Source organism: Streptomyces sp. NPDC002867 (genome assembly GCF_053591895.1).
Map to the genome: position 1 here is coordinate 105,747 of NZ_JBSFUR010000018.1, position 16,430 is coordinate 122,176.

General features: G+C 72.8%; 16 protein-coding genes. 9 read left to right on the forward strand and 7 right to left on the reverse strand.

Annotation, left to right across the window (positions count from 1 at the left end):
• Positions 1-33: 33 nt before the first annotated feature.
• The 4 genes from ACWD0A_RS19285 to ACWD0A_RS19300 form a co-directional block, all read right to left on the reverse strand.
• A complete protein-coding gene (locus ACWD0A_RS19285; RefSeq protein ID WP_451299601.1) occupies positions 34-1,206 on the reverse strand; it encodes a diguanylate cyclase domain-containing protein in 1,173 nt (390 codons plus the stop codon).
• Positions 1,207-1,253: 47 nt separating this feature from the next.
• Positions 1,254-2,054 (reverse strand): enoyl-CoA hydratase/isomerase family protein, encoded by an 801-nt coding sequence (locus ACWD0A_RS19290; protein ID WP_451299603.1) that lies wholly within the window; start codon positions 2,052-2,054, stop codon positions 1,254-1,256.
• Between the two features lie 396 nt (positions 2,055-2,450).
• Positions 2,451-3,611 carry an adenylate/guanylate cyclase domain-containing protein gene (locus tag ACWD0A_RS19295; protein WP_307713783.1) on the reverse strand — a complete coding sequence of 387 codons (1,161 nt, stop codon included), beginning with the start codon at positions 3,609-3,611 and terminating at the stop codon, positions 2,451-2,453.
• Between the two features lie 171 nt (positions 3,612-3,782).
• Positions 3,783-4,655, reverse strand: a complete 873-nt coding sequence (locus ACWD0A_RS19300) for a biotin--[acetyl-CoA-carboxylase] ligase (protein ID WP_451299606.1) — start codon at positions 4,653-4,655, stop codon at positions 3,783-3,785.
• Between the two features lie 134 nt (positions 4,656-4,789).
• On the opposite strand from ACWD0A_RS19300, the gene ACWD0A_RS19305 reads away from it, so the two are divergent.
• The 4 genes from ACWD0A_RS19305 to ACWD0A_RS19320 all read left to right on the forward strand — a co-directional run bounded on the left by ACWD0A_RS19305 (position 4,790) and on the right by ACWD0A_RS19320 (position 8,166).
• Positions 4,790-6,382, forward strand: coding sequence for an acyl-CoA carboxylase subunit beta (locus ACWD0A_RS19305; protein WP_451299608.1), 1,593 nt, complete (start codon positions 4,790-4,792; stop codon positions 6,380-6,382).
• A 12-nt stretch (positions 6,383-6,394) separates the two neighbouring features.
• Positions 6,395-6,604 (forward strand): acyl-CoA carboxylase epsilon subunit, encoded by a 210-nt coding sequence (locus tag ACWD0A_RS19310; RefSeq protein ID WP_177152094.1) that lies wholly within the window; start codon positions 6,395-6,397, stop codon positions 6,602-6,604.
• A 242-nt stretch (positions 6,605-6,846) separates the two neighbouring features.
• Positions 6,847-6,975: a morphogenic membrane protein MmpB gene (gene mmpB / locus ACWD0A_RS19315; protein WP_256356346.1), complete on the forward strand. Its 129-nt coding sequence runs from the start codon at positions 6,847-6,849 to the stop codon at positions 6,973-6,975.
• Between the two features lie 582 nt (positions 6,976-7,557).
• Positions 7,558-8,166: a Maf family protein gene (locus tag ACWD0A_RS19320; protein WP_451299611.1), complete on the forward strand. Its 609-nt coding sequence runs from the start codon at positions 7,558-7,560 to the stop codon at positions 8,164-8,166.
• 3 nt (positions 8,167-8,169) lie between these two features.
• Here the strand turns inward: ACWD0A_RS19320 and ACWD0A_RS19325 are convergent, their stop codons facing one another.
• Entirely contained in the window at positions 8,170-8,604 is a 435-nt protein-coding gene (locus ACWD0A_RS19325; protein WP_451299664.1) for a hypothetical protein, read from the reverse strand.
• A gap of 357 nt (positions 8,605-8,961) precedes the next feature.
• Here ACWD0A_RS19325 and ACWD0A_RS19330 point away from each other — a divergent pair, with 357 nt between their 5' ends.
• From ACWD0A_RS19330 to ACWD0A_RS19340, 3 genes are all read left to right on the forward strand, one after another.
• Entirely contained in the window at positions 8,962-10,713 is a 1,752-nt protein-coding gene (locus ACWD0A_RS19330) for an acetyl/propionyl/methylcrotonyl-CoA carboxylase subunit alpha (protein ID WP_451299613.1), read from the forward strand.
• Positions 10,714-10,854: 141 nt separating this feature from the next.
• Positions 10,855-11,487 (forward strand): TetR/AcrR family transcriptional regulator, encoded by a 633-nt coding sequence (locus ACWD0A_RS19335; RefSeq protein ID WP_451299615.1) that lies wholly within the window; start codon positions 10,855-10,857, stop codon positions 11,485-11,487.
• Entirely contained in the window at positions 11,484-11,828 is a 345-nt protein-coding gene (locus tag ACWD0A_RS19340) for a hypothetical protein (protein WP_451299617.1), read from the forward strand. The genes ACWD0A_RS19335 and ACWD0A_RS19340 overlap by 4 nt, the downstream gene beginning before the upstream one ends.
• A 2-nt stretch (positions 11,829-11,830) precedes the next feature.
• On the opposite strand, the gene ACWD0A_RS19345 is transcribed toward ACWD0A_RS19340, so the two are convergent.
• Both ACWD0A_RS19345 and ACWD0A_RS19350 read right to left on the reverse strand, forming a co-directional pair.
• Positions 11,831-12,721, reverse strand: coding sequence for a DeoR/GlpR family DNA-binding transcription regulator (locus ACWD0A_RS19345; protein WP_451299666.1), 891 nt, complete (start codon positions 12,719-12,721; stop codon positions 11,831-11,833).
• A gap of 201 nt (positions 12,722-12,922) precedes the next feature.
• Positions 12,923-14,362, reverse strand: coding sequence for an NAD(P)H-quinone dehydrogenase (locus ACWD0A_RS19350; RefSeq protein WP_451299619.1), 1,440 nt, complete (start codon positions 14,360-14,362; stop codon positions 12,923-12,925).
• A 238-nt stretch (positions 14,363-14,600) separates the two neighbouring features.
• Between ACWD0A_RS19350 and ACWD0A_RS19355 the strand changes: the two genes are divergently transcribed.
• The gene (locus ACWD0A_RS19355) at positions 14,601-15,038 is read left to right on the forward strand and encodes a gamma-glutamylcyclotransferase (protein ID WP_215183342.1); all 438 of its coding nucleotides are present in this window, start codon (positions 14,601-14,603) and stop codon (positions 15,036-15,038) included.
• A 156-nt stretch (positions 15,039-15,194) separates the two neighbouring features.
• Positions 15,195-16,025: a purine-nucleoside phosphorylase gene (locus ACWD0A_RS19360; protein WP_365993864.1), complete on the forward strand. Its 831-nt coding sequence runs from the start codon at positions 15,195-15,197 to the stop codon at positions 16,023-16,025.
• Positions 16,026-16,430 lie beyond the last annotated feature (405 nt).

The window sequence follows — 16,430 nt, forward strand, 5'->3', positions numbered from 1 at the left end:
CCAGTCGGCTCCGGACCCGCCCCCCTCACCGCCTCACGGCTCGCTCCAGGGCTCCTGCGCCTCCGCGTCCTCCTCCGGGCGGGCGTCGCGGAAGCGGCGGCGGTACTGCGGGGAGCGCGGCGGACTGTCGGCGAGCCGCATGACGGCGCCGTCGCGGCCGGCGACCACGGGCCGGGGCGACCGGGCCGCCTTCGCCCGGTACTGGGCGGCGTCCGCCAGCCGGAACAGCCGCCGGCCCGAGTGGACCTGGCCGATCGGGTCGCCGGTGGACGCGACCCCGCACGCGACACCCGCCCCGAGCTCCAACTCGGCGGCCCTCACACACAGTTCGTCCGCCGCCTTGATCACTTCGTCGGCCGAGGGACCCAGGCTGACCAGACAGAACTCGTCACCGCCGAGGCGCGCCGCGAGGGCGCCCGGCAGCATCGCGCCGCACCGCGAGAGCACCGAGCCGAAGCGCTCCAGCAGACGGTCGCCGACCGCGTGCCCGAGTGTGTCGTTGACCTGCTTGAGGCCGTTGAGGTCGCACACCACGAGGCTCACCACCGAGTCGTCCCTGCGGTGCTGCTCCAGCGCCTCGTCCAGGCGGGTGTCCACGGCACGGCGGTTGGCGAGGCCGGTCAGCGGGTCCGTGTACGCGAGCCTGCGCACCTCCTCCAGCCGCTCGGTCTGCACGATGCCCGCGGCCACGACCGAGGCGAGCACGGTGGCGAAGTCGGCGTCCTCCCGGTCGAAGACGGGGGCGCCGAGCGGCCGCGCCACGTACAGCTCGCCCCAGGCCCGGCCGTGCAGCACGATCGGGGCCACGACGCAGCAGCCGCGCCGGCGCCTGCGCAGCGCGGAGACCCTCTGGTGGCAGTAGCCGTGCCCGTCGGTGGCCGGTCCGTCCGCCGTCTCCACCCAGGCGTCGGGCTCGCCGCCGCCGGCCCACTGCTCGTGCAGGAACTCGGTGATCTCGGGAAATCGGTTCACCGGGTACGTCTCCGATTCGGGGAACTCCTCCTCTCCCTCGGCCCGTTGCCCGGCGTTGACCAGCACCTTGAGCCGGCCCCGCTCGCGCTCCCACACGGAGAGCGCGGCGAAGGTGCCGTCCAGCGCGACGCAGCCGCCCAGGGCCGCCGCCCGCCAGGACTCGCGCGGCGTGTGGGCGGCCGCCATCGCCTGCGCCAGTGCCACCACGGCCCGCAATCGCTGATCCTCAGCCATCTCCCCAGCTTAGGGAGGTTTCGGCCGATTTGATCCGTTGACGCGGGTCACTCGCCGGGCCAGGCGGGCTTCCGCTTCTCGTTGAACGCGGCGACACCCTCGGCGCGGTCGCCGGAGAAGGCCGTCGCCCGCCAGGCCGCGTCCTCGACCTCGAGCCCCGCGCGCAGGTCGAGCCCCTGCCCGAGCCGCATGGCCTTCTTGGCGTTGCGCAGGCCCACCGGCGAGTTGACCGCGATCCGGGCGGCGAGCGCGAGGGCCTCGGTGCGGGCGTCCTCCGCGAGCACGTCGACGAGCCCCAACTCCCGTGCCTCCGCCGCCTCCACACGCCGCGCGGTGAACACCAGCTCGGCGGCCCGCGCGGCCCCGACCCGGCGGGGCAGCAACTGGGTTCCGCCGCCGCCGGGGATCACGCCGACGGAGACCTCGGGCAGGCCGACCACGGCGGTCTCGTCGGAGACGATCACGTCGCAGGAGAGCGCGAGCTCGAACCCGCCGCCGAGGGCGAAGCCGTGCACGGCGGCGACGGTGGGCATGGGCAGCTCCAGCACGCCGGTGTACGCCCCGCGGGCGGTGGGGCGCTGGCGCACGAGGTCGGCGTCGGAGAAGGAGTTGCGCTCCTTGAGGTCGGCGCCGACGCAGAAGGCGCGGTCGTTGCTGGAGGTCAGCACGGTGACGCGCACGTCCCGGTCGACGGCGAGCGCGTCGCAGGCGGCGCCGAGGGAACGGGCCATGTCGGTGGACACGGCGTTCATGGCCTTGGGCCGGTCGAGCACGAGCTCGGCGACGTGCCCCTGCTCGTGCCTGCGGACGACGACGAACTCCCCGAAGCGCTGCTCGGACTCCGACATGACAGCCACCCTCCCGGTTAACGATGGTTCACTCCGCGCAGCCTAGCGCCCCACCGCCCGCGCCCTCGAGGCTTCCCTCGGCCCCGGCGCCGGGCCGGGTCCGCGCCCGACGCCACGGGCCCCGGAGGCGACACGGCCGCGCCGCGGAGCGGGCACCACGGGGGCCAGGCCCCGCCGAGCCCGGAGGGCAACGCGCACCGCGAAGCTGCTGCCCCGGGGACGGCGCACGCGTGCCCAGGCCCCCAGCTGGAGCCCTGCGCCGGAACCCGGAGCCCGCGCCGCAGGCCAGGGGCATGCGAGGCCGGAAGGCAACGCGCGCCGCGAAGCAGGCGCGGCAGGAGCCGGGACGGCGGCGGTCTCGTCAGGGATGCCGGGAAGGGCGGGGTAGGGGGACTCTCACGCGGTGGGGCGCCGCGACAGCAGCCACGGCTCCACCACGCCCAGGCCGCGCACCGGGCGCTGCCACATCGGCTGGAGGCCGTAGCGGTAGGGCAGCGGCTCGTCGCTCTCCTTCTCCGCCGCAGCCGCCTCCGCCTCCGACCTGGGCGCGTCGCCCGTCCTGATCAGCTCCTCCGCGAAGGCGCCGTCCACCAGCACCGCGTCCTTCGGCGCTATCGACGTCAGCCGGCTCGCCAGGTTCACCGTCGTACCGAACACGTCGCCCATCCGCGTCGTGACCGTCCCGAACGCGATGCCCACCCGCAGCGCGGGCATCGTCTCGTCCTGGGTCATCGCGTCGATGAGCCGAAGCGCGATCTCCGCCGCCGTGCGGGCGTCGTCCGCCGCGTACAGGACCTCGTCGCCGAGGGTCTTGATGAGGCGGCCGCCGTGCGCCGCGACCAGGTCCGCGCAGGTCGTCTCGAAGGACTCGACGAGCTCGCCCAGTTCCTCCTCCTCCAGGCGGCGCGTCAGCCGCGTGAAGCCTACGAGGTCCGCGAAGCCGACGGCGAGACGGCGGTCGACCATCTCCTCGTCGTCGGCGGCCTGCACGACCCGGCCGGTCGCCGCGGCGAGCTGGCGCCGCCAGACGTAGACGAGGAACTCCTCCAGCTCGGGCAGGAGCAGTTCGACGAGCGGATACGTGACCTCCGTGCGGGTCATGCCGGGCTCGGGCGGCTCCGTCAGCCCCTCCAGGAAGGAGTCGATCTGCCATTCGGCCAGCCGGGCGGTGGTCTGCCCGGTGGACCGGGCCACCTGCACGGCCATCGGCTCGCTCAGCAGGCCGGCCTCGACCAGACCGGCGAGCCGTCGCAGGGCCAGCACGTCGGCCTCGGTGAGTGCCTTGGCCTGGCCGATGTCGGCGAAGCCCATCGCCCGCCAGAAGCGGGAGGCCAGCTCCATGGAGACGCCCGCCGTCCGGGCGGCCTGGAAGGCGGTGTAGCGCCGCTCCGCGCCGAGGATGAGCTGTTCCAGGCGGATCGCCAGCGGGTCGTCGGTCGGCTCCGCCGTGTGGTCGACCTCGTGGTGCGGTGTCGGATGCACCGACCCGGAGCCGGAGCCCGCACCGGAGCCGGTGCCCCGATCGCCCGCGCCGGAAGTGGTGTCGTCGACGGTCACCACCCGCCTCCTGCCCGTTCCCTGCGCACTGCCCTGCCGATCTGTCGCTCGATCGCCTCAACGATACGGCAGGTGTGCCCCAGCTCACGTCCCGACGACGGACCCGATTCGCGGAGGTGGGCGCACCGCGGGGGCGCCGCCGCGCCCGCACGGGGCACGGCGGAGTCCGCTTCAGTCCGACGTCCGCAGATGCACGATGTCGCCCGCGCTCACCGCGATCCGCTCGCCGTTCCCGGCCGCCACCAGCACCACCCGGCCCTGACCGTCCACGGCCACGGCCTCCCCGGTGAAGGAGCGCCCGCCGGGCAGGTCAGCGCGCACCGTGCGCCCCAGGGTGGCGCAGCCCGCCGCGTACGCCTCCTGGACCCCGGACGCGGCCGGGTCGCCGCCGGCCGCGCGCCACTCGCCGTACCAGTGCTCGAGCGAGCGCAGCACGGCCCGCAGCAGGGGGTCACGGTCGGTGGACACGGCGTTCGCGAGCGCGAGGGAGCCCGCGGTGGGGACGGGCAGCTCGTCGGCGCGCAGGGTCACATTGATGCCCATGCCGAGGACGACCGCGTCGTCCCCGGCGCGCTCGGCGAGGATGCCCCCGGCCTTGCGCTCCTCGCCGTCGACGGTCACCAGCAGGTCGTTGGGCCATTTGAGGGACATGTCGGTGCCCGCGGACCGGGCGAGACCGGTCGCGGCGGCGACTCCGGCGAGCAGCGGGAGCCAGCCCCAGCTCTCGGCGGGCACGCTGCCGCCGGGCCGCAGAAGTACGGAGAAGAACAGGCCGGAGCGCGCCGGCGCGCTCCAGATGCGGTCCAGGCGCCCACGGCCCGCCGTCTGCTCCTCCGCGACGAGCACCGCGCCCTCCGGCAGGGACGCGGCCCGCGCCGCGAGGTCGGAGTTGGTCGAGCCGGTGGCCGCGACCACGTCGAGCGAGGTCCACAGGGAGCCGGGGACCAGCAGACCCCGGCGCAGCGCGGGGACGTTCAGAGGGGGGCGGTCGAGGTCGGACCAGCGGCTTGCGGGCGCGCCGTCAGGCGCATTGTCTGGCGTCATGCAAGCCAGGTTAGGTGTGGTAAACGCCGCACTGCCGAACGGTATCCGCGCCGATACGCTACGAGTCAGTAGCAACGGAACAGCTCATCGACTTCCATTACCGTCCCCGTGATCAGCCAGGGAGCCGCATCCCGATGTCCGAGCCGGAACAGATCGACATCCACACCACCGCGGGAAAGATCGCGGATCTCCAGCGCCGAATCGACGAGGCGACGCACGCCGGCTCCGCACGCGCCGTGGAAAAGCAGCATGCGAAGGGCAAGTTGACCGCCCGCGAGCGGATCGATCTGCTGCTGGACGAGGACTCGTTCGTGGAGCTGGACGAGTTCGCGCGCCATCGTTCGACCAACTTCGGCCTGGAGAAGACCCGCCCGTACGGCGACGGCGTCGTCACCGGTTACGGCACGGTCGACGGCCGTCCGGTCGCGGTCTTCTCGCAGGACTTCACCGTCTTCGGCGGCGCCCTCGGCGAGGTCTTCGGTCAGAAGATCATCAAGGTGATGGACTTCGCGCTGAAGACCGGCTGCCCGGTCATCGGCATCAACGACTCGGGCGGCGCGCGCATCCAGGAAGGCGTCAGCGCGCTCGGCATGTACGGCGAGATCTTCCGCCGCAACACCCATGCGTCGGGCGTCATCCCGCAGATCTCGCTGGTCGTGGGCCCGTGCGCGGGCGGCGCCGTCTACTCCCCCGCGATCACCGACTTCACGGTGATGGTGGACCAGACGTCGCACATGTTCATCACCGGCCCCGACGTCATCAAGACGGTCACCGGCGAGGACGTCGGATTCGAGGAGCTCGGCGGCGCGCGCACGCACAACACCACGTCCGGCGTGGCGCACCACATGTCGGGCGACGAGAAGGACGCGATCGAGTACGTCAAGCAGCTGCTGTCGTACCTGCCGTCCAACAACCTCTCCGAGCCCCCGGCGTTCCCCGAGACCTCGGACACGGCGGTCGGCGACGAGGACCGGGAACTGGACACGCTCATCCCGGACTCGGCGAACCAGCCGTACGACATCCGCACCGTGATCGAGCACGTGCTGGACGAGGGCGAGTTCCTGGAGACGCAGGCGCTGTTCGCGCCGAACATCGTCACCGGCTTCGGGCGGGTGGAGGGCTTCCCGGTCGGCATCGTGGCCAACCAGCCGATGCAGTTCGCCGGCTGCCTGGACATCAACGCCTCGGAGAAGGCGGCCCGTTTCGTGCGCACCTGCGACGCGTTCAACGTGCCGGTGCTGACCTTCGTGGACGTGCCGGGCTTCCTGCCGGGCGTGGACCAGGAGTACGGCGGCATCATCCGGCGCGGCGCGAAGCTGATCTACGCGTACGCCGAGGCGACCGTTCCGCTCATCACGGTCATCACGCGCAAGGCGTTCGGCGGCGCGTACGACGTCATGGGCTCCAAGCACCTGGGCGCCGACCTGAACCTGGCCTGGCCCACCGCCCAGATCGCGGTCATGGGCGCGCAGGGTGCGGTGAACATCCTGCACCGCCGCACCATCGCGGCCGTCGAGGGCGCGGAGGAGCAGGAGGCCACCCGGGCCCGGCTGATCCAGGAGTACGAGGACGCCCTGCTGAACCCGTACACGGCGGCCGAGCGCGGCTACATCGACGCGGTGATCATGCCGTCGGAGACGCGTGCGCAGATAGTGAAGGGGCTGCGCCAGCTGCGCACCAAGCGGGAGAGCCTGCCGCCGAAGAAGCACGGCAACATCCCCCTCTAGGAGGCCAACGAGATGATCAAGGTCGTACGAGGCAACCCCACCCCGGAGGAGCTGGCCGCCGCCCTCGCGGTGGTCCAGGCCCGGGCCGCGGCCACCGCGCAGGCCGCGGCCGGGACGTCGGCGCCGGTGACCGAGGGCTGGTCGGACCCGGCGCGGATCGCGCGCACCCGCAGGCCGATGCCGGGCCCGCGGTCGTGGGCGCGCAGCTACTGGCCGGTCTGAGGCCCTCAGCGGAAAGGGCCGGGCCCGCGTCGCGGGGGCCCGGCCCTTGTCCATGCCCGTCCACAGGACCTCGGCCGGTACAGCGGCCATGACCTCGTGCCCTTGCCGTTGGGGTGCGGGTGATCGCCGTGGTCGAACGTCCCGGCGGGTACGGACGCGCTGGAGGTGCTGCGCGCGGGGTCTTCCTGGGTTGAGTACGCGTACTCAGGCGCGAGGCGGCTCGCGACCGCAGGATCGAAGGCATGCTGTGGTCCGACCCGAAGAACGAGCCTCCGAAGGAGCTGCGCGACATGCAGGCGATGCTCCGTCGCGCGGGGATCCTGCTGGCGCTGGCGATGGTGGTGGGGATGTTCGTGGCGGGCGTGCGGTGAGGCCGTTCCCCGACCCTGCCCTCCCCGGCCTGGCGGCCGTGGGCGGTACCCCCTTCCCAAACCGGGGCAAGCCCCGGCCCCCCTGGGCCTGCGCCCTGCCGGGTACAGGCTTCGGGGCTCCGCCCCGGACCCCGTACCGCGCTTCGCGCGGTGTCCTCCATCGCCGGACGGGCTGATTTCGGTCCGCGAGATCCAGCCCCGCTGGGGGCACCCCCCTGGCTTCGCCGGAGGCCCCCACCCACGGCCGCCAGGCCGTACGGGGAGAGTGAGGCGCCCGCGTCCGGGGGCAGCCCCCGAATCAAGCCCCGCCGGCGTTTGAGGCGCGGGGCCCGGGCCGTAGCCCAACAGGTGCGCGCGCGCAAACCAGCCCGCCGGCGATTGAGGCGCGGGGCCCGAGGCAGCGCCCCGAATCAAGCCCTGCCGGCGATTGAGGCGCAGGAGCCCGAGGGCAGAGCCCCCGAATCGAGCCCCACCGACGACAGAGGCGCGCGGGCCGGGCCGGAGACGCGCAAGCGCGTCGGCGCCGCCGGCAGAGCGGGAGGGCCCCGCAGTGGGGCACACCGAGGCGCCTAACATGGGCGCATGACCTCCCCCGCCCGCCCGCGTCTCGTGCTCGCGTCCGCCTCCCCCGCGCGGCTCAACCTGCTCAAGCAGGCCGGACTCGATCCGCACGTCATCGTCAGCGGCGTCGACGAGGACGCCCTCACCGCCCCCACCCCCGCCGAGCTCGCGCTCGTGCTCGCCGAGGCCAAGGCCGCCGCCGTCGCCGCGCGGCCCGAGGCGGCCGGCGCGCTGCTCATCGGGTGCGACTCCGTGCTGGAGCTGGACGGGCAGGCACTCGGCAAGCCCGCCGACGCCGAGGACGCCACCGCCCGGTGGAAGGCGATGCGCGGCCGGGCCGGCGTGCTGCAGACCGGGCACTGCCTCATCGACACGGCAACCGGCAGGCAGACGTCCGCGACCGCGTCCACGATCGTGCGGTTCGGCGAGCCGACGGACGACGAGATCGCCGCCTACGTGGCCAGCGGCGAACCCCTGCACGTCGCGGGCGCGTTCACGCTCGACGGGCTCTCCGCTCCCTTCGTCGAATCCATCGAGGGCGACCACGGCAACGTCATCGGCCTCTCCCTGCCGCTGCTGCGCAGGCTCCTCGCCGAGCTGGGCTTCTCGATCACCGACCTCTGGGTCTGACCGTCACGCGGGCGCGGCCTCGGACGGGGCCGCCTCGCGCCCGGGCCCGTCCTCCGTGCCGTACGCGATCAGCGACAGCACCAGCAGGCCGAGCACGCCCATCATGTACGCGAACGCCGGCCACCCGACCAGGCCCACCGTGAGCGCCCCCAGCACCCCGTGCACGACCGCGCAGCCGATCAGCACGATGCGGGCGAAGCGGCCCGGCCCCCGGTCGCGTATGCCCGTCACCAGCAACAGGACGCCGCACAGCGCGAGGAACAGGCCCGAGCCGATCCCCATCCCCCACGTGCCGGCCACCATCGCGTCCGGGTCGAGGCCGTCCAGCGACATGCTCTGCGCCTCGACGAACCGGGCCATGATCCCGTTGAGTACGACGATGCCGACGGCCTCCACCCACAGGACGAGCGCAGCCACGACGGCCACCGGTCTGCGCACCACGGCGCCCCCAACCCTCAGTTACCGGACGTACGTACGACAGCGTGAGGCTACTCACCGGTAAACGCGGGGACAAGAGGTGTGACACTCTCCGTCACACGGCAAAGAATGATTGGGCCATTCGTAGGGACTCGACAAAGAAACCCGTTCGGCCGCTGGGCCCCCGAACAGAGACCTTGGCCACACCAGAGGGCTACTGTGCGAGGGAGGAACCCGTCGTACCGTGGTGCGACAAGGGATTTCGCGATCGAGCGAGCCTCGAATCACGCTCCGTGTGGGCAAGCTCACCATTGGGGACGGGTCGAAAGGCCGTGTCGGCAGTCCCTAAACTCAGCTTGTTTCAAGGAGGGAGCCATCGTGCGCAAGGTGCTCATCGCCAACCGTGGCGAAATCGCTGTCCGCGTTGCCCGTGCCTGCCGGGACGCCGGGATCGCGAGCGTAGCCGTCTACGCCGATCCGGACCGGGACGCTCTGCACGTCCGCGCAGCCGACGAAGCGTTCGCCCTGGGCGGTGACACCCCGGCCGCCAGCTATCTGGACATGGCCAAGGTGCTCCAGGCCGCGGCCGATTCGGGAGCCGATGCCGTTCACCCCGGCTACGGCTTCCTGTCCGAGAACGCGGAGTTCGCCCAGGCCGTCATCGACGCGGGCCTGACCTGGATCGGCCCGCCGCCGCAGGCCATCCGCGACCTCGGCGACAAGGTCGCGGCCCGTCACATCGCCCAGCGCGCCGGCGCCCCGCTCGTCGCGGGCACGCCCGACCCGGTCTCCGGGGCGGACGAGGTCGTCGCGTTCGCGCAGGAGCACGGTCTGCCGATCGCCATCAAGGCCGCGTTCGGCGGCGGCGGCCGCGGGCTCAAGGTCGCCCGCACGCTGGAGGAGGTCCCCGAGCTCTACGACTCCGCCGTCCGGGAGGCCGTCGCCGCCTTCGGCCGCGGCGAGTGCTTCGTCGAGCGCTACCTCGACAAGCCCCGTCACGTCGAGACCCAGTGCCTGGCCGACCAGCACGGCAACGTCGTGGTCGTCTCCACCCGTGACTGCTCGCTCCAGCGCCGCCACCAGAAGCTGGTCGAGGAGGCTCCGGCCCCGTTCCTGACGGACGAGCAGAACGCCGAGCTGTACCGCGCGTCGAAGGCCATCCTCAAGGAGGCCGGCTACGTCGGCGCCGGCACCGTCGAGTTCCTGGTCGGCGTCGACGGCACGATCTCCTTCCTGGAGGTCAACACCCGTCTGCAGGTCGAGCACCCGGTCACCGAAGAGGTCACCGGTATCGACCTGGTGCGCGAGATGTTCCGTATCGCCGACGGCGAGGAACTCGGCTACGGCGACCCGGCCGTGCGCGGCCACTCCTTCGAGTTCCGCATCAACGGCGAGGACCCCGGCCGCAACTTCCTGCCCGCGCCCGGCACCGTCACCACCTTCCGCCCGCCGACCGGCCCCGGCGTCCGCCTCGACGCGGGTGTCGAGTCCGGCTCGGTCATCGGCCCGGCGTGGGACTCCCTGCTCGCCAAGCTGATCGTCACCGGCGCCAGCCGTGAGCAGGCGTTGCAGCGCGCCGCGCGTGCGCTCGCGGAGTTCGAGGTGGAGGGCATGGCGACCGCCATTCCGTTCCACCGCGCGGTCGTGGCCGACCCGGCGTTCACCGCGGACCCCTTCCGGATCCACACCCGCTGGATCGAGACCGAGTTCGTCAACGAGATCAAGCCGTTCGCCGTCCCCGCGGAGGCCGAGGAGGACGAGGCCGGCCGCGAGACGATCGTGGTCGAGGTCGGCGGCAAGCGCCTGGAGGTCTCCCTCCCGTCGTCGCTGGGCATGACGCTGGCGCGCACCGGCCTCGCGGCCGGCGCGAAGCCGAAGCGCCGCGCGGCGAAGAAGTCCACGTCGGCCGCCTCCGGCGACACCCTCACCTCCCCGATGCAGGGCACGATCGTCAAGGTCGCGGTCGAGGAGGGCCAGGAGGTCACGGAGGGCGACCTCATCGTCGTCCTCGAGGCGATGAAGATGGAGCAGCCGCTGAACGCGCACCGCTCCGGCACCGTCAAGGGCCTGATCGCCGAGGTCGGCGCCTCGCTGACCTCCGGCGCGACGATCTGCGAGATCAAGGACTGACCCAGCACGTCGGCATGTGGGGCCTGCCCGTCCGCCCGAGCGGACACCGGGCAGGCCCCACGTTCGTGTCCACGTCATGGCCGGGCGCCGATCCGGCAATGGCATCCTGGAACCGGGGGCGGACTCCGGAAGGACGAGGCGATGGCAACGAGTACGGCCGGCACGGCGGCGGGCACGGGCATGCCCGCACCGCGGCCCATGCGGGCCGATGCCCGCCGCAACTATGAACGTCTGCTCACCGAGGCGCGCGCCGTCTTCGCCGAGCACGGCACCGACGCGTCGCTGGAGGAGATCGCCCGCCGCTCGGGCGTGGGCATCGGCACGCTGTACCGGCACTTCCCCAACCGCCACGCGATGATGAGCGCGGTCTTCCAGGAGGCTCTGGCGGACCTGCTGGAGCGCTCCCGGGAACTGGCCGGCGCCGAGCAGCCCTGCGGGGCACTCGTGGAGTGGCTGCGCGCCCTCATCACTCACGCGGGTGAGTACCGGGGACTGGCCCGCGCGCTCATGTCGGCGTCCGCCGACAAGGGTTCGGCGCTGGCGTCGTGCAGCGTGCCCCTGCGCGCGGCGGGCGAACGGCTGCTGACGCGGGCGCAGGAGAGCGGCGCGGTGCGAACGGATGTCTCGATCGGCGATCTGATGCAGCTGACGAACGCGATCGCGCTGGCGGCCGAAGAGAGCCCCGACGACGGCCGGTTGGCGGACCGGCTGCTCACGCTGACGCTGCGCGGCCTGAAGGCGGACCGGCCGGACGGCGCTGCGACCGGCTCATGAGCGCCCGGCCCGGCGGCCCGGCCTCGCCGCACGAGCCTCGCCGCACGAGCTTGGCAGCCCGCGCGCACGGCCCCACGGGCCGGTGGACCTCAGGGCCCCGGCCTCCGTCGGGGCGGTGGGCGGAAAGGCGCGGGACGGCCCAGCGGGCCCGCTGCTACTCGCCCGCCCTCGGCAGACGTGAGCTGTACGAGATCTCCGGGCACTGGTCCCACTACAGCGAGGACATGTTCCCCCGATGGACCTCGGCGGGGAGCAAGCGGCCCGCCGAGGAGGTCCTGGGCCGTACCCGCGAGGTGGTCGGAGCGCACGGCACCGCGCTGTGGGACGACGCCGTGCGGTGAGCTCAGCGGCGGCGGAGGTCCGCGACCCGCGGTGCCCGGTCCTGCAGCTGCTCCGGAGTCAACGAGCCGTTGGCGCCGCGCAGTTGGGCGCGAGTACGGCGCTGGCCGGGGAGAGGGACCTCGTGGCGGGCGGGGCCCGCCACCGCGGTCGCGCCCGCCACGGCGATCTGCACGCCCTGGTCCGCCAGCGCCTGCAGCTCCGTCGCTGCCCGGTCGTCGTGGGGCGGGGGCTCGTCCGTCACCAGGCGGGTGATCACGTCCGTCGGCACCGTCTGGAACATCGTGTCGGTGCCGAGCTTCGTGTGGTCCGCCAGCACGACGACCTCCGCGGCGGCCTGCACCAGCGCCCGGTCCACGCTCGCCGAGAGCATGTTGGACGTGGACAGGCCCCGCTCGGCCGTGAGCCCGCTCCCGGAGAGGAAGGCACGCGAGACCCGCAGCCCCTGGAGCGACTGCTCGGCCCCGCTGCCCACCAGGGCGTAGTTGGAGCCGCGCAGCGTGCCGCCGGTCATGACGACCTCGACCCGGTTGGCGTGGGCCAGTGCCTGCGCCACCAGCAGGGAGTTGGTGACCACGGTCAGTCCCGGGACGCGGGCGAGCCGGCGGGCCAGCTCCTGCGTCGTCGTCCCGGCCCCGACCACGATGGCCTCGCCCTCTTCGACGAGTCCGGCGGCGAGGTCGGCGATGGCCGTCTTCTCGGCGGTCGCGGACAGTGATTTCTGCGGGAAGCCGGATTCGCGGGTGAAGCCGCCCGGCAGTACCGCACCGCCGTGCCGGCGGTCGAGGAGTCCTTCTGCCTCCAGTGCCCGCACGTCCCGCCGTACGGTCACTTCGGAGGTCTGGACGACGCGGGCGAGCTCTCGGAGCGACACGGCTCCGTTGGCGCGCACCATTTCGAGGATCAACTGACGACGTTCTGCAGCGAACACGAAACTGACAGTAACCCCACCGCCCGTCAGTTTTCAGCTCTATGCGCCGGATAGCGGAAAATGCGCATTTGAGAGGCCGCCAAGTGGTATAGGCGGCCTCTCAGTTGATCGATCGCCGCGTGGAGTGCCCGCACTTCGCCGGGTTTCGTCCCCCGCGGGGCGCCGTCAGCTCTCGGCGGTGGCCTTGCGGGTGTGCAGCTGGCGTGCGACCTCCGCGATCGAGCCCGACAGAGACGGATACACGGTGAACGCGTTTGCGATCTGTTCCACCGTCAGGTTGTTGTCGACGGCGATCGAGATGGGGTGGATCAGTTCCGAAGCGCGGGGCGACACGACCACACCGCCGACCACGATGCCGGTGCCCGGGCGACAGAAGATCTTGACGAAGCCGTCCCTGATGCCCTGCATCTTGGCGCGCGGGTTGCGCAGCAGCGGCAGCTTGACGACGCGGGCGTCGATCTTGCCCGCCTCGAGGTCCGCCTGCGTGTAGCCGACGGTCGCGATCTCCGGGTCGGTGAACACGTTCGACGAGACGGTCTTGAGGTTCAGCGGGGCGACCGCGTCGCCGAGGAAGTGGTACATGGCGATACGGCCCTGCATCGCCGCGACCGAGGCCAGCGCGAAGACGCCGGTGACGTCCCCGGCCGCGTAGACACCGGGAGCGGAGGTGCGCGAGACCTTGTCGGTCCAGATGTGGCCCGACTCCTTCAGCCGGACGCCGGCCTCCTCCAGGCCCATGCCCGCCGTGTTCGGGATGGCTCCGACGGCCATGAGGCAGTGCGTCCCGGAGATGACCCTGCCGTCGGAGAGCGTGACCTCGACCCGGTCGCCGACCCGCTTGGCGGACTCGGCACGGGAACGGGCCATGACGTTCATGCCCCGGCGGCGGAAGACGTCCTCCAGGACGGCGGCGGCGTCCGGGTCCTCGCCCGGCAGGACCCGGTCGCGGGAGGAGACGAGGGTGACGCGCGAGCCGAGCGCCTGGTAGGCACCGGCGAACTCGGCGCCCGTGACACCGGAACCGACCACGATGAGCTCCTCGGGGAGCTCGTTCAGGTCGTAGACCTGCGTCCAGTTCAGGATGCGCTCGCCGTCGGGCAGCGCGTCGGGGATCTCGCGCGGGTGACCGCCGGTCGCGATCAGGACGGCGTCCGCGGTGAGCGTCTCCTCGGTGCCGTCGGCGGCGCGCACGATCACCTTGCGGGAGCCGTCCATCGCCTGCTGCCCGTCGAGGCGGCCGCGGCCGCGCATGACGCGGGCGCCGGCACGGGTGACGGAGGCGGTGATGTCGTGCGACTGGGCGAGCGCGAGGCGCTTGACACGCCGGTTGACCTTGCCGAGGTCGACGCCGACGACGCGGGCGGCCTGCTCGATGTGCGGGGTGTCGTCGGCCACGATGATGCCGAGCTCCTCGTAGGAGGAGTCGAAGGTCGTCATGACCTCGGCGGTGGCGATCAGGGTCTTCGAGGGCACGCAGTCGGTCAGCACCGACGCCCCGCCCAGGCCGTCGCAGTCGACGACGGTCACCTCCGCACCGAGCTGGGCGGCGACGAGCGCCGCCTCATAGCCGCCGGGTCCGCCACCTATGATCACGATCCGGGTCACGAAAAAGTCCGCCTCGCATTGTCGATCCCGGCCCGCCTGCCCGCTCTGCCGGGGGTCCGGGGTGCCCCCGGGGGAATGCAGTACGTACCTCATTGTCCCGCACCGCGTCCCGGTTCTCGCCCCGGGGCCGCGATACGCCCGCGACCACGGCACTTGCCGCTCACGAGGGGTCTCCCGGCGGTCGCGACCGCCCGGACGCGTCGGCCGTCTCTCCCTGCGCTCCCGTACCCTCGATCCCATGTCGCTCTACGCCGCGTACGCCGGCAACCTCGACGCGCGGCTGATGACCCGCCGCGCACCGCACTCGCCGCTGCGCGGCACCGGCTGGCTCAACGGCTGGCGGCTGACCTTCGGCGGCGAGCAGATGGGCTGGGAGGGAGCGCTGGCCACGATCGTGGAAGCGCCGCGCTCCCAGGTCTTCGTCGCGCTGTACGACATCGCGCCGATGGACGAGGACTCGATGGACCGCTGGGAGGGTGTCGGCCTCGACATATACCGGCGCATGCGGGTGCGGGTGCACACACTGGACGGCGAGGAGGCGGCCTGGGTGTACGTGCTGAACGCGTACGAGGGCGGCCTGCCGTCCGCCCGCTACCTCGGCGAGATCGCCGACGCGGCCGAGTCCGCGGGCGCGCCCCACGACTACGTCATGGAGCTGCGCAAGCGCCCGTGCTGACGCGGCGCCCCCGGACTCCGGACGGTCGCCGATGGCACACATCCGTGACCGCGCGGTGACGCCCCGCCTCTTCGTCGGAAACGACAAGGCAACGATCCGAAGACCGTGCGCTGCGTCATCTACGCGCGTAGGGATTGTCGGGTTACCCTCATCGGCGTGAACGCATCTGTGAATCCGGACCTCGTCGGCGCTCTCGCCGACCCCCATGCCGCGGCCGACGCCGCCGCCGCGCGGCTGCGCGAGCTGACCGGCACCGAGACCCATGACGTCGCGCTGGTGATGGGCTCCGGCTGGGCCCCCGCGGTCGACGCGCTCGGCGCGCCCGAGGCCGAGTTCCCCGTCACCGAACTGCCCGGCTTCCCCCCGCCGGCGGTCGAGGGCCACGGCGGCAAGATCCGCTCCTACCGCATCGGCGACAAGCGCGCGCTGGTCTTCCTGGGCCGTACGCACTTCTACGAGGGCCGTGGCGTCGCCGCCGTCTCGCACGGCGTGCGCACCGCCGTCGCCGCAGGCTGCAAGACCGTTGTGCTGACCAACGGCTGCGGCGGCCTGCGCGAGGGCATGCGCCCCGGGCAGCCGGTGCTGATCAGCGACCACATCAACCTGACGGCCACGTCGCCGATCATCGGGGCGAACTTTGTGGACCTGACGGACCTGTACTCGCCGCGGCTGCGGGCGCTGTGCAAGGAGGTGGACGAGACGCTGGAGGAGGGCGTGTACGTCCAGTTCCCCGGCCCGCACTACGAGACGCCGGCCGAGATCAACATGGTGCGCGTGCTGGGCGGCGACCTGGTGGGCATGTCGACGGTCCTCGAGGCGATCGCGGCGCGCGAGGCGGGCGCGGAGGTGCTCGGCATCTCCCTGGTGACGAACCTGGCTGCGGGCCTGACGGGCGAGCCGCTGAACCACGAGGAGGTCCTGCAGGCGGGGCGCGACTCGGCGGCGCGGATGGGTGAGCTGCTGACGCGGGTGCTCGCGCGCCTCTGACCCGTCCGGCTCACCGGGGCACTGCGCTCTGTGCCCGACGGGCGTGATTCGGTGCGCCCCGGGGGCCCGTGGCGTAGCGCCTTGACGGGCGCGCGCCTTCGGGGCGGCGCTCCGCCGACGGATGCTCTGCAACCCTGGCAGGCGCCGACCACGGGGTCCTCACCCCGGGCTCGTGTGCCTCTGGGGGCTCCCGGGCTGCGCCTCAGGCCGTGGCGGGCACCCTGGCGCACGCGCTCTGCGGGGCGCGCCCGGCCCTGGGCCTCTGCACCCTGACAGGCGCCGGCCTCGGGGGCTCAACCAGGGCCCGGTGGGCCGCGCGTCCTGGCGGACGCCGGGCCGGGGTTCGCCCGGGCCGTGGGCTTCCTGGGCTTTGCGTCCTCACGGGCGCGAACTTCGGGGGCTGCG

Excerpts from the sequence above, each read along its gene's own strand:
- ACWD0A_RS19335 (WP_451299615.1), top strand. The coding sequence starts at position 10,855 with ATGGCAACGAGTACGGCCGGCACGGCGGCGGGCACGGGCATGCCCGCA.
- mmpB (WP_256356346.1), top strand. The coding sequence starts at position 6,847 with ATGCTGTGGTCCGACCCGAAGAACGAGCCTCCGAAGGAGCTGCGCGAC.
- ACWD0A_RS19345 (WP_451299666.1), bottom strand. The coding sequence starts at position 12,721 with ATGGTGCGCGCCAACGGAGCCGTGTCGCTCCGAGAGCTCGCCCGCGTC.
- ACWD0A_RS19305 (WP_451299608.1), top strand. The coding sequence starts at position 4,790 with ATGTCCGAGCCGGAACAGATCGACATCCACACCACCGCGGGAAAGATC.
- ACWD0A_RS19320 (WP_451299611.1), top strand. The coding sequence starts at position 7,558 with ATGACCTCCCCCGCCCGCCCGCGTCTCGTGCTCGCGTCCGCCTCCCCC.
- ACWD0A_RS19355 (WP_215183342.1), top strand. The coding sequence starts at position 14,601 with ATGTCGCTCTACGCCGCGTACGCCGGCAACCTCGACGCGCGGCTGATG.
- ACWD0A_RS19285 (WP_451299601.1), bottom strand. The coding sequence starts at position 1,206 with ATGGCTGAGGATCAGCGATTGCGGGCCGTGGTGGCACTGGCGCAGGCG.
- ACWD0A_RS19290 (WP_451299603.1), bottom strand. The coding sequence starts at position 2,054 with ATGTCGGAGTCCGAGCAGCGCTTCGGGGAGTTCGTCGTCGTCCGCAGG.
- ACWD0A_RS19310 (WP_177152094.1), top strand. The coding sequence starts at position 6,395 with ATGATCAAGGTCGTACGAGGCAACCCCACCCCGGAGGAGCTGGCCGCC.
- ACWD0A_RS19300 (WP_451299606.1), bottom strand. The coding sequence starts at position 4,655 with ATGACGCCAGACAATGCGCCTGACGGCGCGCCCGCAAGCCGCTGGTCC.
- ACWD0A_RS19340 (WP_451299617.1), top strand. The coding sequence starts at position 11,484 with ATGAGCGCCCGGCCCGGCGGCCCGGCCTCGCCGCACGAGCCTCGCCGC.